The sequence below is a fragment of the Streptococcus suis genome, from assembly GCF_002960425.1.
GTDB lineage: Bacteria > Bacillota > Bacilli > Lactobacillales > Streptococcaceae > Streptococcus > Streptococcus suis_S.
The window spans coordinates 116,812-141,896 of the sequence record NZ_POIZ01000052.1 but is presented as its reverse complement, the minus strand read 5'-3'; the positions used below and the strand labels follow the sequence as shown (position 1 = coordinate 141,896).

Genomic DNA, 25,085 nt, shown 5'->3' with positions numbered 1-25,085 from the left:
GAGAAGTTCATTTGAACTTCTCTCTTTTACTCATCGATATGTCAATAAGTTTATTCCAACTCAATTTAGTCTTTATTTGTTTTTCTTCTCACGACGTGAAGCAAGGGCACCAAATAGAAGACCTAGACCAAGTACGCTTGTAAGTGCTGAAGAGTTTTCACCAGTGTTTGGAAGTGTTGCTTTAGCTGCAGCTTTTGGTGCAACAGGTGCTTCTGGTTTTGGCGCTTCAGAACCTGGAGTATTTGGTGCAACAGGTACTTCTGGTTTTGGCGCTTCAGAACCTGGAGTATTTGGTTGTGGTTTCTCTGGAGTTGGGGTTGGGGTCGGAGTTGGGGTCGGAGTTGGGGTCGGAGTTGGGGTCGGAGTTGGGGTTGTTACAGGTACATAAGGGATTGGTGTGTCAATACCAGGATTTTCTGGTGTTGGTGGTACATAACCCTTAGTTGGATCTTCTGGATCTACTGGTGTCAACGGTGTATTATCCTTAGGATCTACTGGTGTGTAACCTGGAACGTAAGGAATCACTGTACCTGGGTTTGGTGTTACTGGTACATCTGGATTGTTTGGATCAAACGGATATGGAATCTCTGGGTATTCTGTTGATGGAACACCTGGGATTTGTGGAATCCAGTTCGCTACTTTTTGGTAAACATAAGTGATTGATGTTTCACCTTCTACAACTGTTCCGTTTTCTGAACCAACAGTCTTAGATGGAACAAGAACATAGCGTGTACCGTCTTCAGTAACGATTTCAGTTGGTTTGTTATCTGTTGTATCGTAATCTGTACCAACTGCAGCATTAGCTGTATCAGTTACTGGTGCTTTGATCACATTACCTTCAGAGTCCACATAGTTAACTACAACTGAACCTGTCTTAGCTGTTTCAGCTGGTACATAAGGGATTGGTGTGTCAATACCAGGATTTTCTGGTGTTGGTGGTACATAACCCTTAGTTGGATCTTCTGGATCTACTGGTGTCAACGGTGTATTATCCTTAGGATCTACTGGTGTGTAACCTGGAACGTAAGGAATCACTGTACCTGGGTTTGGTGTTACTGGTACATCTGGATTGTTTGGATCAAACGGATATGGAATCTCTGGGTATTCTGTTGATGGAACACCTGGGATTTGTGGAATCCAGTTCGCTACTTTTTGGTAAACATAAGTGATTGATGTTTCACCTTCTACAACTGTTCCGTTTTCTGAACCAACAGTCTTAGATGGAACAAGAACATAGCGTGTACCGTCTTCAGTAACGATTTCAGTTGGTTTGTTATCTGTTGTATCGTAATCTGTACCAACTGCAGCATTAGCTGTATCAGTTACTGGTGCTTTGATCACATTACCTTCAGAGTCCACATAGTTAACTACAACTGAACCTGTCTTCACAGTTTCAACTTTCTTATACACGTACGTTACTGTAGTTTCACCTTCAACAACAGTACCTGTTTCATCACCTTTAGTCAAGACTGGAACAAGCTCATATGTTGTACCGTCTTCTGTTGTGATAGTTGTTGGCTTGTTATCTGTTGTATCGTATGCTGTACCTGTTGAAGCATCTGCTACATCTGTTACAGGTGCCTTGATAACATTACCTTCTGTGTCGATGTAGTTAACGACAACTGAGCCTTTCACTTCTTCGTAAACATAAGTTACTTGCTTATCTTCACCTGAAGTGATTGTTCCAGTTTCATCACCTGTTGTAGCATTTGGAACAAGTTTGTAAGTCTTACCATCTTCTGTTGTGATAGTCGTTACTTTATTGTCCTCTGTGCTGTAAGATGTGCCTGGTTCTGCATTCTCTTCATCTTTAACTGGTGACTTGATAACTGTTCCATCAGTTGTTACGTAGTTAACTGTTACTGAACCACCTGGTTGGTAAACGTAAGTTACATTTGTAGTACCTTCTACAACTGTACCAGTTTCTGAAGCTGATGTTGAAGCAACTTCTTTGTAGTAGTAGGTTACGCCATTGCTCTTGATTACTTCTGGTTTGTAGTCAGTTGTGTCGTATGATGTACCTACAGTTGCATCTGATGTATCTGTTACTGGAGTTGCAATAACATTACCTTCTGTGTCTGTGTAGTTAACGACAACTGAACCAGTCTTCTCAACTTTCTTATAGACATAAGTTACTGAAGTTTCACCCTCAACAACAGTACCTGTTTCATCACCAACTGTTGCAACCAACTCGTAAGTAGTTCCATCTGCTGTTGTGATAGTATTTGGCTTGTTGTCTGTAGTTGAGTAGTCTGTTCCTACAGGAGCATCTGTTGTATCTTTAACTGGCGCCTTAATGACGTTACCTTCTGTATCTACATAGTTAACGATAACTGAACCTGTCTTAGCAGCTTCTGACAATGATACACTTTCAGAAAGTGATGTCGATGTAGATTCTGATGCTGAAGTTGACTCAGATGCTGATACTGATGCTGAAGTTGACTCAGATGCTGATACTGACGCTGAAGTTGACTCAGACGCTGATACTGATGCTGAAGTTGACTCAGATGCTGATACTGACGCTGAAGTTGACTCAGACGCTGATGTTGAAAGTGATTCAGATTGGCTAGCTGATACTGATGCTGATTCTGATGCACTTACTGAGTTTGATTCAGATTGGCTAGCTGATACTGATGCTGATTCAGACGCTGATGTTGAAAGTGATTCAGATTGGCTAGCTGATACTGATGCCGATTCAGATGCTGAGGCTGAAAGTGATTCAGACTGGCTAGCTGATACTGATGCTGACTCAGACGCTGAGGCTGAAAGTGATTCAGACTGGCTAGCTGATACTGATGCTGACTCAGACGCTGAGGCTGAAAGTGATTCAGATTGGCTAGCTGATACTGATGCTGACTCAGATGCTGATGCTGACAATGATTCAGATTGACTAGCTGATACTGATGCTGACTCAGATGCTGATGCTGACAATGATTCAGATTGACTAGCTGATACTGATGCGCTAGTTGACTCAGACACTGATACTGATGCGCTAGTTGACTCAGACACTGATACTGATGCGCTAGTTGACTCAGATGCTGATACAGACGCGCTAGTTGACTCAGACGCTGATACTGATGCGCTAGTTGACTCAGATGCTGATACAGACGCTGATGTTGACTCAGATGCTGATGTTGACTCAGATGCTGATTCAGATGCTGACGCTGACTCTATTTCTGATACTGACACAGATGTTGACAATGACTCTGATTCAGAAGTATTAACCTTATAAATGTGTGTGGTAATTGTTTGCGATACTTCTGCATTGGTAAACGACATACCTTGGTTAATACCTGTAAACGATAATGGTTTTCCATAATCTGGATCATCCGGTTGAGTAACAGTACCTGACCCCGTTGGGGTTACATAGTAAGTCAAATCAAGACGAGTCGTATTAACGGTGCCAGTAGGTTGTCTTACCCCTAAGAACTTCAATTGCCCATTAGTATCTGACCATGGAAGAGTTGGATTAATATCAACTATAAGCGTTTGATTACCTCTGAGAACCAAATCAGATGCTGAGGTAATTTGTTCCATCGCATCAGGATTAAATCCATCCTTGAACGTCCACCCAACAGGCATATAGTAAACATTAAATTTATCTAAAATTTCTGGGTTAATCGTTTGTGAATTACTCTTACCACCATAAGTAATTTCACCAGTTGTGATAAACTTAAAGAATCCATCCATATTGAGACCTGTCCAGTCGCGCTCTCCAGTGTATGATGCATCTACAACATAAACATTCTTATAGATAGTTCCATCAGTTCCAACTGGAACAACTTCTGTTTTAAGCCCCACTTTACCAACATTACGAGCTCCGTCAATATATGTTTGTCCAGCAACAACTGGAGTCACTTCTGTGCTTGTTTCTGTCCTAACATAGTCATACCCAGGAATGTCACGGACATCTGATGGTGTTACTGCCAAACCAGGTAGTGTTTTAAAAGTATAGGTTGCAAGGGTTGTGCCGTCTTCAGTTTTATAATAAGTGGTATTAGTTATTGGAACGGCAATCAACTCACTGGCTTTGATTGTATTTCCATCGATATTTAGGCGGATGTTACCAACAGCAGTTGATGAAGCAGTATCGGTTTCATAACTTGCAATGATAGGTAAGTTTTTACCTGAAGTTGGTTGAATAGCTGTAAATGCTTCTGTTCCACCTAGAGCTACAACTTTACTTTCAAGAACATTATTTTTGGCATCTACTAACTCAACAAGCACTGACTGTTCTGCTGTGGCAGGATGAAGAGACATACGGAAGTAACCACCGCCAGTTGATGTTCCACCGTATGAGTTTTTAACTGTAATATCATACCATGATGAGAGTGGTGCATAACTGAAGGTCATGTAACCTGTTTCTGAAGTCGCTTGCATAGTACCTTGTGTACGCGAATCTACAGAACCTTTATTCCCGTTTTGTATGTTTGGATAAGTAGTTGTAGCATCAACAAGTGTACCTTCACCTTCTCCAATTAACAGTGTTGAACTCACACTCTCTGACAATACTGCTGTCAAGTTGCCGTCTTCATCACGTTTTAAGAGTTCTGCTGACAAGGCTTCGTTGGCTGCTTTTACTGCTACGATTTGTGCTTCTACTTGCTCGGTCGTCGCTGATTTGTCTGCCAAGACAACTTTTGCAGCTGCAATTTCAGACTTGCTTGCTGCTACTGCTGTAGAAAGGGCTGCATCTTCTTCCTCTGCCAATTCTTTTTGACCGAGGTCAACCAAGAGTTCTGCTTCTGAGGTTACTTGCTCAAGCACTGTTGCTGGAGTGACTGCTTCTGCTGCTGGAGCTTCTACAGCTGCTGATTCTGAGGTCGCTACACGAGCTGCTTCTGACGCTGCTTCGCTCAACAAGGCTGATACAGATGTTGATTCAGATTCTGAAACAGATTCTGATACTGAAGCTGACTCAGAGAGTGATACTGATTCTGAAACAGATTCTGATGTTGAGAGAGATTGAGACGTTGTGTCTGACTCAAGTTCTACTACAGCTTCTGTTTCTGATTCGCTAACTACTTCTGAGCTTGTTCCGCTCAACTCAACTGTTTCTGACAAGGCTGTCGCTGAAACTGTTTTTTCAACGACGGTTGTTTCTTCTGCAAGTACTTGCTCTGCTGATACCTGCGCTCCCAAGAGGGCACCTGCTGCAACCAAACCACGAACAACATGGTTAGACTTTGGGGCTACCATTGCGCCATCAACTTTAACGGTTTCTGTAGCAGTACCACCTGCTACTTTAAACAAACCTAGACTTGTCATAATCGTGCGCACCCAGTGCTTACCTGACTTGTGCATCTTGACACGACTATTACGTGAAATCTCTGTAAAGTTCTTGTTTACTTTTTTATTCACTATAGATATACTTCCTTTTTTTTATTCCATGACCCCAGACTTAAAAATCTAGAATCAGTCTGTTTATCAGTTTATCATTTTCCTTAATTTTTTCAAGTATTTTGCTTGTATTTTTTCACTTATTTTTACTCGTTTTCATTGATTGGGATAAAATTCAGTTAATAATTTAATCATTCGCATTTCTACCCCCCCCCCGACTATTTTAGGGGCGTTTTTAGACATAAACACGAACAATCTTCTCCTTATATTCGACAAATTGAAGAATTTAACCGAACTATGAGATATGTAGCGAAACCAAATTTACTCTTGAGCAAGCCTTATGGTTATGCATTATTTGCATAATTGTCCCTGGTTATCTATTTTCGTCCTAAAAAGAATAATCTTGTTTTCAAAATTGCTTACAAAAAAACTCCAACTCTTAAGTTCATTCCCTTATAGTTGGAGTTTGATTTCGTGGTAGGCTAGTTTGCTACCTGGTTAATTCCTAGGGCTTCAAAGATGGCATTGACCAGGAGTTTCTTGGTGAAGTAACCTTGACGGACTAAAGGACTGTAGTTTCGGACCTGCGTCACTAATTTTTGGTAGGTAGCTTGGTCCATCTGGCGAATCTGCTCGACTGCCTCTTCTAAACTTTCAACCACTAGACCCAGTCCATGCTGCTCAATCAAGTCTTGATTGGCAATGCCTTTTTGTACGATAACCGGGATTCCCGCTGCGATGAAGGCTCCTAGCTTATAGGGACAGTAAATCTGTTGATAGCCTTTGTCATGATCATCCATCCAGACCAAACCAAAACCACCTCTGGACATTTCGATGAGCAGCTGTTGGTCAGGTCGGTAGTCGAGCCTGTTCACCTGTTCTGGATAGTCCAGTAATTCATTTGTATAGACATTGAGCTTGACAGGGTAGTTCCACTCCTTGATGAAGCCAAAGCGGTTTGGCGAACCAGGAAAATGAATCAGGTGCTGGAAGGTTGCTGGGAGTTGGGGAGAGTCAGTCGGATGATCCCACATGCCTTGTACCAACGTTTTTTCTACAGTCAGGCCTTCTTTTCGCAGCAGATCAATCATTTGCTGGCTAGGTGCCACAATGACATCTGCCTGATTATAGTAGTCAATGACCCGCTTCATTAGATAATAATTACTTTCAAACATGAGAGGCACCACATCATGAATGAAGATGACCAACTTGACTCGATAGGCTTTGATTTTAGCTATCAGACGTTCATCAAATTCGGTGGCGTTCCAGGTTGGGGTTTGAAAGATGACCACATCTCCATGACTCAAACCTGCTATGATTCCGTCCATGCGTCTGCTCAATTCGGCAGGATTGTCCACAGACATATCATAGGAATAAATCCCCATCTCACGATAACCCAAGCTTATTGCAATATCGGTTACCATATTCTGTCCGATTTGGGCGGTCGATGATGGTGCATGCCCATTTAGATTCGTAATATATACTCTCACACATTTCCTCTTTCTATAACGTACAGATTGGCTTAGCGTCTCCCAATCCGCCCAAGCTTTTGCTTTGCAACACTATCAGAATGTCCTACCAGTCTGGTTAGATGGTTCTTACCGCTCCTGATTGGTCGGCTATTTCAAAGACATACTTATGACCCTGGGTCAAGCTATGATAGAAACCTTTCCCTTCATAGAGTTGAAAAATTTGCATGGTTTTGCGACTTTCTTCGTCCTTATAGACGTGTTGAACATAGGGATTATCTGCAAAAACCTTTTCCAAGAGTTCTTGGCTTGCTGGTCTGGCCTTACCTTCAATTCGGATGACTTGAATAAGATAATCTTCCTCCGATAAGGCTGTGACGGCTAGGCGCTCATCTCCCATCAATTGGTGGTAAAAATGAGTTTCTGATCCTGTCATAAAGAATACTCCTTCTTCCGTAGCAGCCGTGATATGAATCGGTCTGGCATGAGGAGCTCCCGTCTGATCAACTGTCGCAAAGATTCCAACCTTCATTCCCTCTAGAATTTCCATAATCTGTTTAAATTCCATAATGCGCCTCCTAGGCATATTTCTCTCTTGATTATAGCAAATTCCACAGTGAAAGTTAAGAAAAAGCTTTTCTATTTTATCAAACTGGAAATCTGTAAGTATGAAAAAAAGATTGAAGAAAATTTCCTCCAATCTCAATCTTAATAGGTTGCCAGGCTTTTTTCAAGATGCACCTGTCCGACAGCATAGAGGGTACAAATAACCCAATAAATGAGAGCTACGCAAATATAGACTGTCATGTAGTCAGATTTAGCTCCGCCGACGATCTTGGCCTTATTGAAAATCTCTGGCACCGTAATCATGGCTGTCAACGAGGTACTTTTGACCATGTCCAAAAGCACATTGCTGAGGGGCGGCAGGGCAATTCGAAAGGCCTGGGGAATGATAATTTTCCTGTAAATAACATTGGTTCGCAGACCTAGGGAACGTGCCGCCTCCCATTGTCCCTTATCAATTGCTGAAAGGGAAGCCCGAATAATCTCAGAAATATAGGCGCTGGACATGGAAGTAAAAGCAATAATGGAAGCCGAAATAGCATCAAGCTGTAGACCCATAAAGGGCAGACCAAAATAGATGAAAAAGAGGAGAACCATAAGAGGAATGCCCCTCATGAGAGAAATATGTGTCATGGCGAGCCAGCGCAGCGGCGCTAACTTGGACATGCGAAGTAGGGCAACAAAGAAGCCAAGGAAGGTCCCTAGAGCAAATCCGATTAAGGACAAGGATAAGGTATAGGGGAGACCTTCTAAAATAAGAGGAATTGCTTCTGCAGCTAAGTTCGGATCAAATATAGCATCCCAATTGATGTTCATTTTTTCGCCTTTCTTCTCAATTGAAAGAAAAGATTGCAGAGCAATCTTTTCCTCGAGTGTTAATCAACTTCTACTACTGGCAATTCATCTGCACCTTCGACAGGTTTTGTTAAATCTTGACCAGCATAGTGTTTTTCAGAGATGGCTTTCAAGCTACCATCTTCCTTCATTTCTTTGATCACTTTGTCAAGTTCTTGTTTCAAGCTGTCATCTTCTTTGCTCATTACAATCACAGATTCATTTGGATTGTATTTTACGTCACCCATTTTTACTTTAATATCAGGGAATTTTGCAGTAATCACTTTAACAGCGATAACCTGTGTATAGTAGTCATTAGGGATAAAGTCTGTACGTCCAGTTGAAACATCACGGAGATAGACATCGTTTGTAACGTTATCATAAATAACTGGTTCTGCCCCTTGCTTTTCAGCAATTTTCATAAAGGTAGTCCCAGCACCACCACCCGCTTTTTTACCTTTCCAGTCCGAAAGATCTGCTGCAGTGATATTTGAAGAGCCGTCCTCACGGACAATCATACCGCTAACAGAATATTTGTAGGCTTCTGATAAGTTATATTTTTCTTTACGATCAGCTGTTGGTTGCAAGTTGTTTACAGATACATCAACCTTTCCTGAATCAACTGATGTCAAGGCTTCTGCTACCCCAACTTCTTGAAACTCAATTTTCACACCCAATCGCTTACCGATTTCATTCATCATATCGACTTCATATCCGACCAATTCTTTAGCATCGTTGTAATAAGAAGTTGGGAAGAGGGTTCCAGGTGTAGCGACTTTCAAGACTCCAGCCTCTTTGATTTTTTCCCACTGGGTTTGGCTTGCTGAGGAAGAGCTTTCCGTGCTTGTGCTAGAATTGCTTGAGCAAGCTGCAAGTGTAACGGATGAAACAAGAAGGGCTGTTGCCAACAATTTTTTCAACATAAGGTCTAATCTCCTTTAGAAGTTTGAACTTCTCTTATTCTTTTTCTTGGTGTTAACCCACCAACTTTTACAGGGTAACATTTCCGAGGCGTTTTAGCAAATTATTGAACCGAAAAATGGAGACATTATTTGTGAAGCAGACCTGCTTGCTCCAACTGGTCTGCCAATTGCAAGAGCAAATCCTCTCGCCCCTTGGCTGCTGTGAATTGAACACCGATTGGCAGGCCTTGTGGAGTCTGATAAGTTGGCAGGCTGATTGCAGGTTGGCCGGTGATGTTTGCCTGTTGGGTAAAGGGTGTCCAGGCTAGACTTTCTGCAAACATCTCCCAAATTAAGCTCTGCTGCTCTGCTATTGTCAACTCCTGTGTGTGCAACAAGCGGTCCAGCATCTCTTGCGAGTGAGTGAACTGGTCTAGCTTGGGAGCTACATCCGATACGGTCGGCGTCAGTAGGAAATCATAGTGTTGATGGAAGTCCGCCATGATGGCACTGTAGCGGTCCCAATCCTGCAAGACCTTAGAATAGAGCTTAGCCGGAACAGTCTGCCCACTCTGGTAAATGGCCCAAGTCATCAGTTCCATATCATCAACCGTCATGGACCGACCCAGCCCCGCTTCAATCTCGTCAAACATCTGGGCTGTTTCAACACTGTTCATCAAGTAATAGGCCTGCATGACTTCTATCCCGTCCAAAATAGGGCTTGTTAGCTCGATAATCTGGTGTCCCAGTGCTTCTAAGTGTGGCAGGAGGGATAGAACAGCCTGTCTGGCATCAGCGGAAACCGGACTGCCAATCGGCGATTCCAGACTGTAGGCAATTTTCATAGCTTTATGCTGTGGTGTAAAGAGACTCTGCTCAGAGAGGAGAGCCAGTGGAAAGGGAGCCTCTACCTGATAGGCTTGCAAATGATAGAGCAGACGCTGGGTATCTCGAACCGACTTGGTCAGTGCGAAGTTGCTGGAAGCTCCTTGCCAGCCACGATAGGAAGTTGGGCCAACAGGAATGCGGCCCCGACTAGGCTTGAGACCGATCAAACCATTGAAGGAGGCGGGAATACGGATAGAGCCGCCACCATCTGAAGCTGCCGCTAAGGGTATCATGCCAGAAGCCACCGCAGCTGCTGCTCCTCCACTGGATCCACCTGCGTTGCGGCTCAAATCTAGGGGTAGCTTGACCGGCCCATGTAGGCTGGAGTCTGATATGTTCTTAAAACCAAACTCTGGCGTACTGGTCCGGCCCAAGATGATAAAACCCAGATCCTTGAAAGCCTGTACCAATTTGTCTGTATGGCCTGCTCGATAATTTTGGAACAAACGGGAGCCTGCCGTTGATATTTGACCTGCTTCATTTTGCCCCAAATCTTTCAACAAAAGAGGAACACCACCAAAGGGCTTATCTTGAAAGTTCCCTCTTTCTGCTTCTTGCAGGGCTTGTTCGTATTGCTTGCTGACGACTGCATTGAGGGTGGGATTGAGATTTTCTATTCTGTCAATGGTTTCTTGTACCAATTCCTTGGCAGAAACCTGTTTTTGATTGACAGCCTGAGCCATGGCTGTCGCATCTTTCCATTCCATAGGCTTCTCCTTGTATTTTTTTATTAGCTTATCATGAAAGTAAAAAATCAGCAAGCCACGCTTACTGATTTTGAGTATTCCGATAAAAGCAAATTACAGCTCTTCAAAAGCATCTTTTACCTTGTCAAAGAAGCCTTTTTTATGAGGTTTGATATCAATGTTTCCTGCTGCTGCAAATTCTTTAAGAGCTGCACGTTGACGGTCGTTCAGACTTGTAGGAGTAACAATATTGACCGTCACATACTGATCACCGATAGCCCCGCCACGAACACTTGGAGCTCCCTTGCCTTTCAGACGGAAGGTCTTACCTGTCTGTGTTCCTTCAGGGATCACCATATCCACATCACCGTGAACGGTTGGCACATGGACTGTATCACCCAAGGCTGCCTGAACAAAGTTGAGGTCTAATTTATAATAAATTGTTGTCCCCTCACGCTCAAACTTATCTGAAGCCTGGACTTGAATGACCACATAGAGATCTCCGTAAGGACCACCATTAAAACCTGCTTCCCCCTGACCTGCCAGACGGATTTTCTGACCAGTTTCCACACCTGCTGGCACCTTCACTGTTACTGTATGGGCTTGTTTCTCATGACCGGTTCCGCGACAAGTTGTACATGGATCCTTAATTTGTTTACCACGACCATGACAGACATCACAGGTCATTTGACGGCGCATGGTACCAAGTGGTGTTTGCGTGTCCACATTGATAATCCCTGAACCGTGACAGCGTCCACAAGTTACTGGGCTAGTACCAGGTTTAGCACCTGAACCCGTACAGGTCCGACAAGTCGCTTCACGGTGATAGGAAACTTCTTTCTCTGCACCGAAAATTGCCTCTTCAAACTTGAGGTTGACACGGTATTGGAGGTCATCCCCTTGGCGCGGAGCGTTAGGATTACGTGTCGCACCGCCACCACCAAAGAAGCTTGAGAAGATGTCTTCAAAGCCACCGAAACCAGCTCCGTCGAAACCACCAAAGCCACCAGCTCCGCCACCGAAGCCACCGTTTGCCCCAGCTGGACCAAACTGGTCATAGGCAGAACGCTTCTGCGGATCACTCAAGGTTTCATAAGCCTCTTGAACTTCTTTGTATTTATCCTCCGCACCCGGATCCTTGTTAATATCTGGATGGTATTTTTTTGAAAGCTTCCGATAAGCCTTCTTAATCTCGTCTGGCGAAGCATTCTTAGAAACCCCCAGACGATCGTAAAATTCTGTGTTGTTCATATTAAGATACTAAGGGCGTTAAGCGGACACAGCCAAAATAGGAGTTTTGACGTAGGACCTCACCGTCCTAGGAAAAACTATCTTTTTGGCACAGTCCGTAGCCCGTGTTCGATTACGAACACTTTCCTTTCTATCATGGTTTTGGAAAAGTGAAAACAGAAAACTGACGCTGTGTGCCTAACACACTAGGAAGTTTATCTTTTTCACTAGGTTTTTAGACTGTGTTCGAATAAACGAACTTGTATTCCTTTCTTTGAAATATTGAAAGTAGCCCGTGTTCGATTACGAACACTTTCCTTTCTGTAAAATTAGTTAGGATCTTTCTCAAATGTTGCTTTGAACTCTTCAAATTCCTCGTCAGACAATTCGAAAATAAAGTCTTCCGTAGAGTAATCATCTTTTTCTTTGAAGTACATAGTCGCATCTTCAACCAATCTTAGACTGGTAAGAACCTGACGCGAAAAGGCATTGACTGTAAAACCTGTTCCTGTAATGATATTGCCATCTTCACAGACTGGTAAGGGACGAAAATTTTCTCCAGGTAGAAAGTCAAAATAGTCCATGAAATTTTGCCAAATACCGCCTGTATATAAGGTATTCTCCAATAATCCAGCCTTAGCAAGCAGGATCGGAGCAGAGGAAATCGCTGCAATTTTGATTGGTTTACCATCTAAGCCAGCCAGAAATCGAATGAGGTGCTCATCTCTCAAAGCCGGAGTGAAGTCAATCGTCCCTGGACAAAGAATACAATCATATTCCTCTATATTTACCTCTTCTAAGATTTTGTTAGCATGACAAGGTAGACCGTCCTCCGAATAAATCGTTTCCTTAGTGGAAGCAATAAAATCAATCTTTCTCCCAAAATTCAACACCAATGTGCTAGTCAAAGGAGCTATCTCATAGAGAGAAAAATTAGGATAGAGCAAACAAGCAACTTTTTTCATGAAAAGCCTCCTCATCAGTTATTTACCCAAAAACAGAGGCTGGGTTGCAACCTCTGTGATTGGAATCTTGATTTAATAATGATTTCTATTCTCGAGAAGATGAGAACTGAGTTCGAGCTAAGAACTTCGGAAAAAAGATAACTTTCCAAATTCTAGATACTCAAAGAAATTCAAGACTAGGCTAGGCAACTGGACGAAGATTGAACTGGAGTTCATCTAGGAGAGTTAACGAAGCCTAGTGAAGAATTTCGTGGCTCGGGATAAAAAGGTCTCCTAAACCATTTACGACGTGAGAAAACAAAGTCGATAATACTTTGTTTTCGAGCTAGTAAGACACCTAGGTTAGCCGCAATAGCGGTAACCGTTAACTGATGAGCTACTTTTAGTAGCCATCAGTTTTGGTGTGTTACTTTTCAGTAAACTCGCCGTCTACCACATCATCGCCTGCATTGTTAGTTGTTTGGGCACCTTCTTGGCCTGCGGCTGCTTGTTGTGCTGCTGCGGCTTGCTCGTAGAGTTTCACTGCAAGAGCTTGGGCTTTTTCGTTGAGGTTTTCAAGTTTAGCCTTCATGTCGTCTAAGTTGTTTGCTTCTTGAGCTGCTTTCAACTCATCAAGAGCTGCTTGGGCTTGGTCGCGTTCTGCGTCGAAGCCTTTGCCTTCAGTTTCTTTCAGAGTTTTCTCAGTCGCAAAGATTGCTTGGTCAACATCGTTACGAAGGTCCACTTCTTCCTTACGTTTCTTATCTGCTTCAGCGTTTGCTTCTGCATCTTTCATCATGCGGTCGATTTCTTCGTCTGTCAAACCTGAGTTAGACTGGATAACGATTGTTTGCTCTTTTTGCGTACCAAGATCTTTGGCTTTTACAGAAACGATACCGTTCTTATCAATGTCAAATGTTACTTCGATTTGTGGAATACCACGAGGCGCTGCAGGGATGTCAGTCAATTGGAAGCGGCCAAGAGTCTTGTTGTCTGCTGCCATTGGACGCTCACCTTGAAGCACGTGGATGTCAACAGCTGGCTGGTTGTCTGCAGCAGTTGAGAAGACTTGTGATTTAGAAGTTGGGATCGTTGTGTTGCGGTCAATGAGTTTTGTAAAGACACCACCCATTGTTTCGATACCAAGTGACAATGGTGTTACGTCAAGAAGGACAACATCTTTCACATCACCAGTGATGACACCACCTTGGATTGCTGCACCCATAGCAACAACTTCATCAGGGTTGACAGATTTGTTTGGCTCTTTACCAGTTTCAGCCTTAACAGCTTCTACAACGGCTGGGATACGAGTTGAACCACCGACAAGGATAACTTCGTCGATTTCTGACAAGCTGAGTCCAGCATCTGAAAGGGCTTGACGAACAGGAACTTTTGTACGTTCTACAAGGTCGTAAGTCAATTCGTCAAATTTCGCACGAGTCAATGTCATTTCCAAGTGAAGCGGACCAGCTGCACCTGCAGTGATGAACGGCAAGCTGATTTGAGTTGATGTTACACCAGAAAGGTCTTTCTTCGCTTTTTCAGCCGCATCTTTCAAACGTTGAAGAGCCATCTTATCAGCTGACAAGTCGATGCCATTTTCTTTCTTGAATTCTGCTACCATGTGGTCGATAATCTTTTGGTCAAAGTCGTCACCACCGAGCTTGTTATCACCTGCTGTTGCAAGTACGTCAAAGACACCGTCACCAAGCTCAAGGATAGATACGTCGAAAGTACCTCCACCAAGGTCGAATACCAAGATTTTTTCATCTTTGTCAGTCTTGTCCAAACCGTAAGCAAGAGCTGCTGCAGTTGGTTCATTGACGATACGTTCTACTTCAAGACCAGCGATTTTACCAGCATCTTTTGTTGCTTGACGTTGAGCATCGTTGAAGTAAGCAGGGACTGTGATAACCGCTTTGGTTACTTTTTCACCAAGGTATTCTTCAGCGTAGCCTTTCAAGTATTGAAGAATCATAGCTGAGATTTCTTGTGGTGTGTATTCTTTGCCGTTTGCTGAAACTTTTTCAGAAGTTCCCATTTTTGATTTGATAGAGATGATGGTATCTGGGTTAGTCACTGCTTGGCGTTTTGCCGCGTCACCAACGATGATTTCACCATTTTTGAAAGATACAACAGACGGAGTTGTGCGGTTCCCTTCTGGGTTTGCAATGATTTTTGATTCAGTTCCTTCAAGAACTGCAACAGCTGAGTTAGTTGTACCTAAGTCAATACCGATAATTTTAGACATGTGTGTTACCTCTTATTAATTTCTTTTAGTGATACTCTCCTTAAGTGGCGACGCCGTCAGAGCCCGCTTTTGCGGTCTCTTTGACTAAAGTTTGAGCCTCTAGTCTCAAACTGTGCGTATTTACCGCCACGGCGGAGAGTATCGAATGGGCTCACGATGTTCGCCAGCCCGCAAGCACAAGGCTTGTCTTTTTTTACAATTTCATAGTTTTGTGACATTTCGGTCAGAGTGTTCGACGCATGAAGATATAATCATCTTCAATGTTATTTGATTCTTGAAAGCCTAACTTCTTCCAGAATTTTCTAGCTTCCAAATGTTTTTCATGAACTGGTAGTGAAATTTGAGTCACGCTGTACTCTATTTGCAGATAATCTATACAGACTTCTGCTACTTTTCTCCCCAGCCCTTTCCCTTGATGTTGCTTATCAATTACAAAATTGATGATTTCACCATTTCTGTCTTTGCAGTAAAGCGAAACGTAGCCTATCAAATCCATCCCATTATAAATGGCTCTCGGATGCGAGAACGGTCGGAGACTCCAAGCCTCTGCCAATGAAAACTCAACTGAATCGACATAATCTTCTTTAGATATACCAGAATCAATATGTAAGCAATCGTAAAAATTTTCATCGCTAATTTCGCGTAGCTCTATCATTTATTCTGACACCACCACCATAGCCGGTCTCAGCAAGCGTTCATGCAGCTTGTATCCTTTTTGGAAGACTTGTGCAATGTGTTCTGCTGGGCAGTCGTCTGTAGCTGGAACAGTTTGAATAGCCATGTGAAGATTTGGGTCAAAGACATCTGTTGCGACTTCCTCCACCCCTTCTTCTTTGAGGGCTTGAATCAAGCTTTCCTGTACCATTTCCAAGCCTTTTTTGACATCTTCTGTCAAACCTTCGACTTGAAGGGCACGCTCCAAGTTATCCAAACTTGGCAAGATTTTCTTGGCCAAGTCTTGCGAACGGTAACGCTGAATGGTTTGGCGTTCCTCGTTGGCACGGCGTTGGATATTTTGCATTTCAGCGTGGGCACGGAGGTACTTGTTTTCAAATTCCTCTGCACGCTCATTTGCCAAGTCCAATTCTGATTTTTCAGGTGTCTCCACAACTTCTTCTGTTGCTTCAACCTCTTCTACGATTTCTTCGTTTTTGATTTCTTCTGACAAAGCATTCTCCTTCTAATTGACTTCGTAATGATTACTACTTAAATATCTGTAATAATCGGTTAATTTCATAAATAGGACGCGGCTAATGATGTTGATCAAACTCATCTGCCTGCGGTAGTTCATGTCAACAGGACCAAGCAAACTCATCTGGGCCATGCCCCGATAGGGGATTGGAAAGCGATGATGAATGACCGTCACATCTGCAAGAGCAGGTTCTCTATGTTCCGCCACGGAAATACTGGTCTGCTGGTCTGGCGCCAAGCCCTGCCGCAACTCTGGTGCCAATAGCTGAGGACTATCCAAGAGTTGGTAGGTAGCGAGATTGCCATAGGTCAGCGAAGCGACTTTTCCACTGATAAAGACCGATTCTTGGAAGAGATTGGAAAAAATATAGTCCATGAGATCCAAGACATTGTCCGTCGTGGTAAAGTAACGCTGCACCACCTGGGGAATCTCCGTCCGCAGCTTGTAGTGGATTGCCAAAACCGTCTGTCCAACGAAGCGTTCATCCACCAAGCGTTTGAGCACCTCCAAGTCCCTGGTCAAAAAGTTCTTGGGAATGGCAAACTGGACGGTAACAGGTTTGGACTGGTCCAGGGTTAAAACTGCCAAGGCATCGTGGCTACTGAGCTGCACGATGTCAAAGGAAGTCAACTGCTGACTGGTCGGCTCCACATCTAAAATGACCGAAGTGTAGCCTGTCAAGTCAGCTAGGACTGTACTGGCTCGCTCCAAGATGTCTTCCAGCTTGAAGGCTTCAAAATCGAAGGCCTTGACTACCTGATAAACATCTTCTTCATTGATGTGTTCCAAGTTAAGCGAGTGGTTGACAAAGTATTGAAAACCAGCCCGACTGGGCATCCGTCCGCTTGATGTGTGGGCCTTTTCCAGCAAGCCCAACTGCTCCAGCTTAGCCATATCATTACGAATGGTCGCTGAACTAGAAGCAATCATCTCCTGCAAGGCCTTAGAACCAACTGGCTCATGATGGCGCGTAAACAATTCAACAATCAGATTCAAAATATCATTTTGACGTTGGGTAATCATCTCCGCTCCTTTCATGAACACTGTTTTAGTTACGCTCAATGAAAATCGACAGTAGCCTAGGAAGCGAGGCCGAATGTAGAACTGTGGTTCACAAAGGCAAGCTGACAACGGTTAGTGTTGATTTTCGAAGAGCGTTAGCACTCTATGATGTCGAGTGCTAACCTATATACTCCCATTATACGCCGAAAAAATGGATTGTCAAGAGAAAAAACCAAAAAATTAGCACTCTTTTGCTTAGAGTGCTAAAAATCAGTCTGAGGACCTAGTTACTCTTTTACCATACGATAAAAACGGATGCCTAGTAATAATAAAAGCGGAATATAAATGATAGAAATACCTAAGATAAAACCTGGACGCGAACGCAAACTTGTTCCCAGTAGAATGCCGTACAGTCCCAAAGATGGCAAATAGCGTCTTTGGAAGATTGTTTTCACAAACTCCACTTTATTTTCTCTATCACCATATAATTCAAGCTCTCCCATCTTCGCAGGTTTCCTAAAAATATTGAAATTTTGGCAGGATACGACAAACTCCCATCCATATTCCTCGTACATATGCAGATAGTTTTCTCTATCTTTATTTTTTGCTTTCTTGAAATCAACCTGATACACAACCCCTTCTGGCAGGCATTTTTCAAAATGATAAAACAAGAGCCAGCTAATCTTAACTAGTTTCCACCCTTGCTGATGCATCTCACTGAGATAGTCTGCTTGCTGACTGAAATCTGTGATAAAAAATACCTTGAACTCTGTCCTAGTCTCCATCATTTTCTCCCTTGCTATTTCGATAGAGCCGTTCAATCCGAGCCAATTCTATGTCTAGGATTTCTCGACCTGTTTCTGTTATCCGATAAAACTTCCGCTTATCTTCTTCCCTGACAAACCGAATCAAGCCGTCCTTTTCCATTTTCGACAGGGTGCCGTACATGGTTCCAGGGCTAATCACGACTTGCCCTGCCGTGACTTCCTTAGTCTTCTGTGTAATATCGTAACCATGTCGTTCTTTCTGTAAATGGTTCTGTTGCAAAGTTTTAAATAAAGAATAAAATCCCTTACGGTATCTATGATTTAAGCTGGGATTCCCAATAATACCTTGATTTCAGTACAGACCGAAAACCCGAAGAGAGTGCCTTCTTTTCGGGTTTTCTTATATAATCCTCGGATGGCTTCCATACCTTTAATCGTGGTAGAGGCAGTGCGTAAACTTCGATAGAATTTATTGCGTCTCTTTACTGGACGATGGTCTTGTTCAATCAAATTATTCAGGTATTTAATGGTACGATGTTCTGTCCCTTGATAAAAGCCGTATTCTTTTAGTTTCTTAAAGGCACTTGTAATAGAGGGGGCTTTATCTGTGACTACAACCTTCGGTTCATCAAACTGCTTCACTAACCGCTTAAGAAAAGCATAGGCTGCTTGTGTGTCCCGTTTTTTACGTAACCAAATATCCAAGGTTAAACCATCTGCATCGATGGCTCGATACAAATAATGCCATTTTCCTTTAATTTTGATGTACGTTTCATCCATTTTCCATGAATAAAAGGATTTTTTATTTTTCTTTTTCCAAATTTGATAGAGTAGTTTGCCATATTCTTGCACCCAACGATAAATCGTCGTATGAGAAACGTTAATGCCACAATCATATAAGATTTCTTGAACTTCACGATAGCTAAGGTTATAACGAAGATAGTAGCCCACGGCTACAATAATCACATCCTGCTGAAATTGCTTTCCTTTAAAATGATTCATCGTCATTCCTCCTGCTATCTTTTTCTATTATTCTACCTTATTTGATAGTAGATTTAAAACTTTGCAACAGAACCCCCTTTAACATCAGTACTGATATTGTCAAAAAAATTGCTTTTGAAAGCAATTCGAAATATAGTTACCTTATTGTGGAGAATGGTTTTGCAAAAAGATTACAAAATACGAAACGAGCTTTAGGTTTGCTATTGATGGTGGAATTGGACATAAGAGTTCTCAAAAAAGTGCCACGAGCATATTTTCACCCTAAACCGAATGTAGACTCTGTATTGATTGTTCTTGAACGACATCAACCATTGATTTTAAAGAAGGACTACAAAGAGTATCAATCTTTTGTTTATAAGTGGGTAAACCGTGAATATCGCGTTCTTTTTACTAAAAACCAATTCCGACAGGCTTTGAAGCATGCAAATGTCACTAATATTAATAAACTATCGAAGGAACAATTTCTTTCTATTTTCAATAGTTACAAATTGTTTCAGTAAATTAAAGTAATAAAGCGTTCTCTAATTTCACAAGAGAACGCTTTATTCTTCCTAAAAATTTTCAATATTTATTAATAAATCGGTTGTTTTAAAAGTAGGCACCTGTTATTGCAATAAAATTAGCCTAATTGAGAGAAGTTTCTATAGAATTTTTCATATACTTAACGATTTGTATATTATTTATATAATTGGCTGGTATTGAACGTTTGTCTAAAATCTTTTTCACTTCATCTGCAGTTGAACCTGCATATTCTCCATATGTTGCAATAACAAATAGATATTTGCAATTAAAAATAGAGCGTTCTAAAAAATCTCTAATATATGGCGGGATATTAACGTGAAAAACCGGGAATACAATACCTATCCTCTCGTCTGAGAACTCATATTTATTCTCTTTTATCATTTGTGGGATGGATATTAGTTTTCCACCAAGTCTTTTCGCAACATAAAGACTGTTTCCTGTTGCGGTAAAATACAAAATTGTCATTTCTGCTACCTCTCTTTAACTAATTAGGATTCAAAATTGATTTTTGATGCAGTTACACTTGCATCGGGTTTGAATTGTTATCTAGGTGTCATCATAATGAGTATTATACTTAAGAAAATTCAAAATGTAAGTACGCACATTTGTGACGTATACTATCCCAACGGATAGTGTAAAGGATGAACTAGATTTTGTTTAAACGTTAAATTTCTCAATTCCCTGTACAAATCTATCTTTATCCTCATCTCTCATTAATGGAATAACTGTAACACAGGATACATTCCTCATTTTTTACAGTGGCAATAATCAGTCTACTATGTTCAACTTCTATGAGAAAATATACTTCGTTTGGCTCTTTTTAACGAACAATACAAGAAAAATATCCTAATTATCTGTTGCTTTTTTACTACAAAACAATCGATTAGTACATTATTACCATACCTATTTAGCACCAAGGCAAGCAATTCTACAAATCACAATATAATCTGATTTATCACCCTATATCTAAATACTATTGTTGAACTTCAGTTTCTCTTATCTTAACCTTCCTTTCTGCTGTATTTGAGACGTCATAACCTCTTGAACATTTTCAAATTCTTTACTTATGACATATTCATCAAATACTTCAGTCCCATATTTAGAATCTGGTTCTGCAACGACAGAAACCACCTGCTCAATCCTCCTGTTATATACAGAGGGCTACTGGAAGAACAACTTCTGGCAGCATAACAATCAAAGGAAATTTAGTGAGTTTATACGACTACACTTTTCTTGACAATTCCAAAGTATAGATAATAAAAACCGCTATGCGGCAAACTCAAAAGGTCTTCACATAGCGATTATATCTAATAAAAATTCATTAATTTTTTTACATTTTCAACAACCAGAATGTATCATTAACACTTTTACATCCTTATTGCATAACTCAAAGATTACATAACTTCCAATTCTCTCATCAACTGTTCCCATTCATTAAAATAATTACCCTGACACCTTTTAACATCATCAATTGATTTTTGTATTTCCGTCAGTACTATATAATCAGAAGAATTGTTTGGTTCAGAAATGATTTTATTCAATCTTTCTAATTCTTCATCATATTGATTTATTAACACTTCAAGCTTTTCAATTCGTTTCTCCTTCTTAACCTTCTCCTTCTCAATGGAGTTACGATCGCCTTTTACTGTGTTATTTTTCTCTACTTTCTGCTCAACTTTAATGTTATTAAATGGCTTTTCAGAATTCATCCTTTTTTTCTCGTACTCACCATAAGTAGATTGTACAAACTCTACACCATCCTTATCAAAAACAAGTAATCTGTCAGCAATCTTATTAGTAAAATATCTATCATGTGACACAAAAATAATTGTACCTTGATAACTGCATAAGATATTCTCTAAATTCTCTTTTCCAATAATATCCATGTGGTTTGTCGGTTCATCTAAGATTAAAACATTAGTACGTTTATATAATAATTTACATAATGTCAATCTAACCTTTTCTCCACCTGACAAAGAGGACACCGGTCTAAAAACATCATCTCCACTAAACTGAAATGAGCCAAGAGCAGTTCTGACCTCTGTGTCATTTAGCTCAGGGTATTCGCTTTGAAAAATTTCGAATAGTGTATCATCTCCACTGATTTGAGCAAGCTGTTGGTCAAAATAGCTAATTTCAACATTGTATCCGAATTTAAAATCTCCAGACAATGCTGCCACACCACCCATAAGTGTTTTAAGCAACGTGGATTTACCAATACCATTACTCCCAACAATTCCAAGCTTCTGTCCCCTTTCAAGGTTGAAATTAACCTTTGCAAGAGGAGTATCATAGCCTATCACAAGTTCTGAAGCACTTAATACTTGCCTTGAACTACTGATTCTCGGTTGAAATTTAGACATATAAGTTTTTGTATCGTATTGGTCTGGTGCATTTAATATTTGCATACGCTGTAATAATTTAATTTTAGATTGCACCATTTTAGCTTTCGTAGGTTTATAACGAAAACGTTCAATCAAGCGTGTAATCCTTTCAATTTCTATCTGTTGCAAGTCGTAATCTTTTTGCTGTTTGATATGATTTTCTCGTTTTTGCTCCTCAAAGGCTGAATAATTACCTTTATAACATTTGGTCTCTCCCCATTCGATTTCATAAACCTTATCCACAATTCGATTAAGAAACATTCTATCATGGGAAATAATAACCAATGTAGATTTATAACTTCTCAAATAACTCTCCAACCATTGTATTGTTTCTATATCAAGGTGGTTAGTAGGTTCATCAAGTAATAGAATGTCTGGCTTTGTTAAAAGTATTTTTATAAAAGCTATCTTAGTTCGCTGACCACCTGAAAATTCAGAAATGGGTTTTTTATCATCTGCTTCAGTAAAACCCATACTACGAATCATCGTTTCATATTCTTTTTGGTAGGTTAGACCTCCAAGAGCCATATACCTTTCACTGATATCAGAGTATTCATTGATGATTTTATCATCATATTGATTCTCCATTTTATCTATCAGCTGTTTCATCTTGTTTTCCATATCAATAAGCGTCTTAAATACCGTACGGACTTCATCCACCATTGATATACTTTCATCTTCAAAAGGCATCTGTCTTAAATAGCTAATATAAGGGTTACCGGTCTTTATTACTTGAAACTCACTTTCACCAGTTCCTTCTTCTAATTCAATTTCGCCTATAATAGCTTTTAGCAAGGTTGTTTTTCCACATCCATTTCTACCAACAATAGCAATCTTTTCATTATCATTGATTTCAATATCGATGTTTTCCAACACCATATTACCATCATAGTAAACGGCACCATTAATTATTTTGTATTGCATTTTCATATCCTCCTTTGCGTTAGTACTAGCAATTGCAAAGGTGGCTTTGGACAATAATTATTCTACTCCATGTAAAGCTTGTCACAGCCACCTATACATGGAGTTCTTTAAATGTTACTTTAGTTGTAGATTTCATTTGCTTCTCCCTCCTATCGTTTCAAATATAATTCAACTTCCCCCTTGTTGTACCAAATCGCTAGCGCAATGGCTAGCCTAAGTTTTAGCTTACACCCTTTCTGGTAAAAGTAAAGTAACTGATCTGTTATCTCATCTGGCACCAGATTCCCGATAAACCCTGCTGTTCCCGTCAACAGAAACCGCAGCCACACTGGAAAAAGATACAAAAGGATTGCCGCAATTGATTCTTTGCATTAGCCATCAGCTTTACAAATCACTCTTTCTATATTCAAAAGGCGTTTTTCCTGTTTCTTTTTTAAACACGGATGTGAAGTAACTTTGTGAGTTAAATATAAGATATTCACTAATTTCTGATATTGACTGATTCGTATATACCAATAGAAATTTGGCATATGCTATTTTCTCCTTCTTAATGTATGCACCAACAGTCATACCTATATCTATCTTGAATTTACGCATGAAGTGATACTGACTTAGACCAATTTCTGTGCATATTGACTGAATGGTGAGCTGACGGTTGATATTTCTTTTAATCATCCTGACTGCTTTTGCTATGTCTGAAGAGACACCAGATACTCTATAATCTGCAGTACTTAAAGCGAAATGCTCCAAAATACTGTTATTTATTATACTATGGTTAAAGGATCTTATCAAGAGTAAATTACAAAAGAATCATTTAAATCAATACTTTCACTTTGAATACATGTATTTGAAGTGGAAGGTACTTATTTCAAAAATAGTAAAACCGGTTCTGTTGCAAAGTTTTAAATAAAGAATAAAATCCCTTACGGTATCTATGATTTAAGCTGGGATTCCCAATAATACCTTGATTTCAGTACAGACCGAAAACCCGAAGAGAGTGCCTTCTTTTCGGGTTTTCTTATATAATCCTCGGATGGCTTCCATACCTTTAATCGTGGTAGAGGCAGTGCGTAAACTTCGATAGAATTTATTGCGTCTCTTTACTGGACGATGGTCTTGTTCAATCAAATTATTCAGGTATTTAATGGTACGATGTTCTGTCCCTTGATAAAAGCCGTATTCTTTTAGTTTCTTAAAGGCACTTGTAATAGAGGGGGCTTTATCTGTGACTACAACCTTCGGTTCATCAAACTGCTTCACTAACCGCTTAAGAAAAGCATAGGCTGCTTGTGTGTCCCGTTTTTTACGTAACCAAATATCCAAGGTTAAACCATCTGCATCGATGGCTCGATACAAATAATGCCATTTTCCTTTAATTTTGATGTACGTTTCATCCATTTTCCATGAATAAAAGGATTTTTTATTTTTCTTTTTCCAAATTTGATAGAGTAGTTTGCCATATTCTTGCACCCAACGATAAATCGTCGTATGAGAAACGTTAATGCCACAATCATATAAGATTTCTTGAACTTCACGATAGCTAAGGTTATAACGAAGATAGTAGCCCACGGCTACAATAATCACATCCTGCTGAAATTGCTTTCCTTTAAAATGATTCATCGTCATTCCTCCTGCTATCTTTTTCTATTATTCTACCTTATTTGATAGTAGATTTAAAACTTTGCAACAGAACCTTTTAACTTATCGTTCATAAAACTCCTTTCGCACTACGATACATCGAACTTCGATACATAAAGTGTATCGCATCTCGATATATAAATCAAGAAAAAAATCAGAGAAAAGTCCCTGATTTCATTTCTTGATTGTTTTAGAAAATGGTGTTTTATGTGTCGTGATAAAGTTTTCAAGCCAGCTAGCATCATCGCTCTCCGTCGCTACTTCTTCCCTTTCCTCATCCGTGTCCTGTTCTTCATCGTCTGAAAGATCGACTTTTCCAAACAGAACTACCTTGCCCTCCGTTTCAGCACTTGCTGAACTGCTATTAGTTGTTAGAAGCCCAAAAGTTACAAAACCTAGCATTGCAAGAGCACCTAAAACAAGTAATTTCTTCATCATTATTTCCTCCAAGATAATTAAGAACCTGTATTCACAGTTCAGCACTTCTAGCTAAGGCTAGCTTTTCAGCTACTCACCGCTCGTTTTTTTCAAAATACAGTTAGTATT

Annotated in this window: 21 protein-coding genes and 1 pseudogene; 1 reads left to right on the top strand and 21 read right to left on the bottom strand. The window is 40.7% G+C overall.

What is annotated here, in order from left to right; all coding sequences use genetic code 11:
* Positions 1 to 72: 72 nt before the first annotated feature.
* From C1G57_RS11595 to C1G57_RS07610, 15 genes are all read right to left on the bottom strand, one after another.
* Positions 73 to 5,361: a MucBP domain-containing protein gene (locus C1G57_RS11595; protein ID WP_105114414.1), complete on the bottom strand. Its 5,289-nt coding sequence runs from the start codon at positions 5,359 to 5,361 to the stop codon at positions 73 to 75.
* Between the two features lie 461 nt (positions 5,362 to 5,822).
* Positions 5,823 to 6,830 (bottom strand): sugar transferase, encoded by a 1,008-nt coding sequence (locus tag C1G57_RS07675; protein WP_193434483.1) that lies wholly within the window; start codon positions 6,828 to 6,830, stop codon positions 5,823 to 5,825.
* A 97-nt stretch (positions 6,831 to 6,927) separates the two neighbouring features.
* Positions 6,928 to 7,377, bottom strand: a complete 450-nt coding sequence (locus C1G57_RS07670) for a pyridoxamine 5'-phosphate oxidase family protein (RefSeq protein ID WP_105114413.1) — start codon at positions 7,375 to 7,377, stop codon at positions 6,928 to 6,930.
* A gap of 140 nt (positions 7,378 to 7,517) precedes the next feature.
* Entirely contained in the window at positions 7,518 to 8,189 is a 672-nt protein-coding gene (locus C1G57_RS07665) for an amino acid ABC transporter permease (RefSeq protein ID WP_105114412.1), read from the bottom strand.
* A 59-nt stretch (positions 8,190 to 8,248) separates the two neighbouring features.
* Entirely contained in the window at positions 8,249 to 9,130 is an 882-nt protein-coding gene (locus tag C1G57_RS07660; RefSeq protein ID WP_105114411.1) for a transporter substrate-binding domain-containing protein, read from the bottom strand.
* 125 nt (positions 9,131 to 9,255) lie between these two features.
* Positions 9,256 to 10,704, bottom strand: coding sequence for an amidase (locus C1G57_RS07655; protein WP_105114410.1), 1,449 nt, complete (start codon positions 10,702 to 10,704; stop codon positions 9,256 to 9,258).
* A 93-nt stretch (positions 10,705 to 10,797) separates the two neighbouring features.
* Entirely contained in the window at positions 10,798 to 11,934 is a 1,137-nt protein-coding gene (dnaJ, locus tag C1G57_RS07650; protein WP_105114409.1) for a molecular chaperone DnaJ, read from the bottom strand.
* Between the two features lie 308 nt (positions 11,935 to 12,242).
* Entirely contained in the window at positions 12,243 to 12,878 is a 636-nt protein-coding gene (locus C1G57_RS07645) for a DJ-1/PfpI family protein (protein ID WP_105114408.1), read from the bottom strand.
* Positions 12,879 to 13,284: 406 nt separating this feature from the next.
* Complete coding sequence (dnaK, locus tag C1G57_RS07640) at positions 13,285 to 15,108, bottom strand: molecular chaperone DnaK (RefSeq protein WP_105114407.1); 1,824 nt, start codon at positions 15,106 to 15,108, stop codon at positions 13,285 to 13,287.
* A gap of 223 nt (positions 15,109 to 15,331) precedes the next feature.
* Positions 15,332 to 15,763 carry a GNAT family N-acetyltransferase gene (locus C1G57_RS07635; protein ID WP_105114406.1) on the bottom strand — a complete coding sequence of 144 codons (432 nt, stop codon included), beginning with the start codon at positions 15,761 to 15,763 and terminating at the stop codon, positions 15,332 to 15,334.
* Complete coding sequence (gene grpE / locus C1G57_RS07630) at positions 15,764 to 16,276, bottom strand: nucleotide exchange factor GrpE (RefSeq protein ID WP_002943082.1); 513 nt, start codon at positions 16,274 to 16,276, stop codon at positions 15,764 to 15,766. It lies immediately after the preceding gene.
* A 12-nt stretch (positions 16,277 to 16,288) separates the two neighbouring features.
* Positions 16,289 to 17,323, bottom strand: a complete 1,035-nt coding sequence (gene hrcA / locus C1G57_RS07625; protein WP_105114405.1) for a heat-inducible transcriptional repressor HrcA — start codon at positions 17,321 to 17,323, stop codon at positions 16,289 to 16,291.
* 266 nt (positions 17,324 to 17,589) lie between these two features.
* Positions 17,590 to 18,090 (bottom strand): DUF2812 domain-containing protein, encoded by a 501-nt coding sequence (locus tag C1G57_RS07620; RefSeq protein ID WP_079270503.1) that lies wholly within the window; start codon positions 18,088 to 18,090, stop codon positions 17,590 to 17,592.
* Positions 18,077 to 18,412: a PadR family transcriptional regulator gene (locus C1G57_RS07615; RefSeq protein ID WP_419579855.1), complete on the bottom strand. Its 336-nt coding sequence runs from the start codon at positions 18,410 to 18,412 to the stop codon at positions 18,077 to 18,079. The genes C1G57_RS07620 and C1G57_RS07615 overlap by 14 nt, the downstream gene beginning before the upstream one ends.
* A complete protein-coding gene (locus C1G57_RS07610) occupies positions 18,391 to 19,071 on the bottom strand; it encodes an IS6-like element IS1216 family transposase (protein ID WP_161941131.1) in 681 nt (226 codons plus the stop codon). Before C1G57_RS07610 ends, C1G57_RS07615 begins: the two co-directional genes overlap by 22 nt.
* A gap of 71 nt (positions 19,072 to 19,142) precedes the next feature.
* Between C1G57_RS07610 and C1G57_RS07605 the strand changes: the two are divergent.
* A pseudogene (locus C1G57_RS07605) lies at positions 19,143 to 19,571 on the top strand (rRNA adenine N-6-methyltransferase family protein); the annotation flags it as partial.
* Between the two features lie 124 nt (positions 19,572 to 19,695).
* Here the strand turns inward: C1G57_RS07605 and C1G57_RS07600 are convergent.
* From C1G57_RS07600 to C1G57_RS07575, 6 genes are all read right to left on the bottom strand, one after another.
* A complete protein-coding gene (locus tag C1G57_RS07600; RefSeq protein ID WP_024378353.1) occupies positions 19,696 to 20,058 on the bottom strand; it encodes an EFR1 family ferrodoxin in 363 nt (120 codons plus the stop codon).
* A gap of 531 nt (positions 20,059 to 20,589) precedes the next feature.
* Positions 20,590 to 20,724 (bottom strand): hypothetical protein, encoded by a 135-nt coding sequence (locus C1G57_RS11515; protein WP_002415371.1) that lies wholly within the window; start codon positions 20,722 to 20,724, stop codon positions 20,590 to 20,592.
* 263 nt (positions 20,725 to 20,987) lie between these two features.
* Positions 20,988 to 22,955: an ABC-F type ribosomal protection protein OptrA gene (gene optrA / locus C1G57_RS07595; protein WP_105114403.1), complete on the bottom strand. Its 1,968-nt coding sequence runs from the start codon at positions 22,953 to 22,955 to the stop codon at positions 20,988 to 20,990.
* Positions 22,956 to 23,285: 330 nt separating this feature from the next.
* Positions 23,286 to 23,576: a helix-turn-helix domain-containing protein gene (locus tag C1G57_RS07585; protein ID WP_105108082.1), complete on the bottom strand. Its 291-nt coding sequence runs from the start codon at positions 23,574 to 23,576 to the stop codon at positions 23,286 to 23,288.
* 264 nt (positions 23,577 to 23,840) lie between these two features.
* Positions 23,841 to 24,521: an IS6-like element IS1216 family transposase gene (locus C1G57_RS07580; protein ID WP_161941131.1), complete on the bottom strand. Its 681-nt coding sequence runs from the start codon at positions 24,519 to 24,521 to the stop codon at positions 23,841 to 23,843.
* Positions 24,522 to 24,713: 192 nt separating this feature from the next.
* Entirely contained in the window at positions 24,714 to 24,977 is a 264-nt protein-coding gene (locus C1G57_RS07575) for a hypothetical protein (RefSeq protein WP_029187635.1), read from the bottom strand.
* Positions 24,978 to 25,085 lie beyond the last annotated feature (108 nt).

Excerpts from the sequence above, each read along its gene's own strand:
- C1G57_RS07635 (WP_105114406.1), bottom strand. The coding sequence starts at position 15,763 with ATGATAGAGCTACGCGAAATTAGCGATGAAAATTTTTACGATTGCTTA.
- C1G57_RS07655 (WP_105114410.1), bottom strand. The coding sequence starts at position 10,704 with ATGGAATGGAAAGATGCGACAGCCATGGCTCAGGCTGTCAATCAAAAA.
- C1G57_RS07610 (WP_161941131.1), bottom strand. The coding sequence starts at position 19,071 with ATGAATCATTTTAAAGGAAAGCAATTTCAGCAGGATGTGATTATTGTA.
- hrcA (WP_105114405.1), bottom strand. The coding sequence starts at position 17,323 with ATGATTACCCAACGTCAAAATGATATTTTGAATCTGATTGTTGAATTG.
- C1G57_RS07585 (WP_105108082.1), bottom strand. The coding sequence starts at position 23,576 with ATGATTAAAAGAAATATCAACCGTCAGCTCACCATTCAGTCAATATGC.
- C1G57_RS07600 (WP_024378353.1), bottom strand. The coding sequence starts at position 20,058 with ATGACAATTTTGTATTTTACCGCAACAGGAAACAGTCTTTATGTTGCG.
- C1G57_RS07575 (WP_029187635.1), bottom strand. The coding sequence starts at position 24,977 with ATGATGAAGAAATTACTTGTTTTAGGTGCTCTTGCAATGCTAGGTTTT.
- C1G57_RS07645 (WP_105114408.1), bottom strand. The coding sequence starts at position 12,878 with ATGAAAAAAGTTGCTTGTTTGCTCTATCCTAATTTTTCTCTCTATGAG.
- dnaK (WP_105114407.1), bottom strand. The coding sequence starts at position 15,108 with ATGTCTAAAATTATCGGTATTGACTTAGGTACAACTAACTCAGCTGTT.
- C1G57_RS07670 (WP_105114413.1), bottom strand. The coding sequence starts at position 7,377 with ATGGAATTTAAACAGATTATGGAAATTCTAGAGGGAATGAAGGTTGGA.
- C1G57_RS07620 (WP_079270503.1), bottom strand. The coding sequence starts at position 18,090 with ATGATGGAGACTAGGACAGAGTTCAAGGTATTTTTTATCACAGATTTC.
- C1G57_RS07660 (WP_105114411.1), bottom strand. The coding sequence starts at position 9,130 with ATGTTGAAAAAATTGTTGGCAACAGCCCTTCTTGTTTCATCCGTTACA.
- C1G57_RS07580 (WP_161941131.1), bottom strand. The coding sequence starts at position 24,521 with ATGAATCATTTTAAAGGAAAGCAATTTCAGCAGGATGTGATTATTGTA.
- dnaJ (WP_105114409.1), bottom strand. The coding sequence starts at position 11,934 with ATGAACAACACAGAATTTTACGATCGTCTGGGGGTTTCTAAGAATGCT.
- C1G57_RS07665 (WP_105114412.1), bottom strand. The coding sequence starts at position 8,189 with ATGAACATCAATTGGGATGCTATATTTGATCCGAACTTAGCTGCAGAA.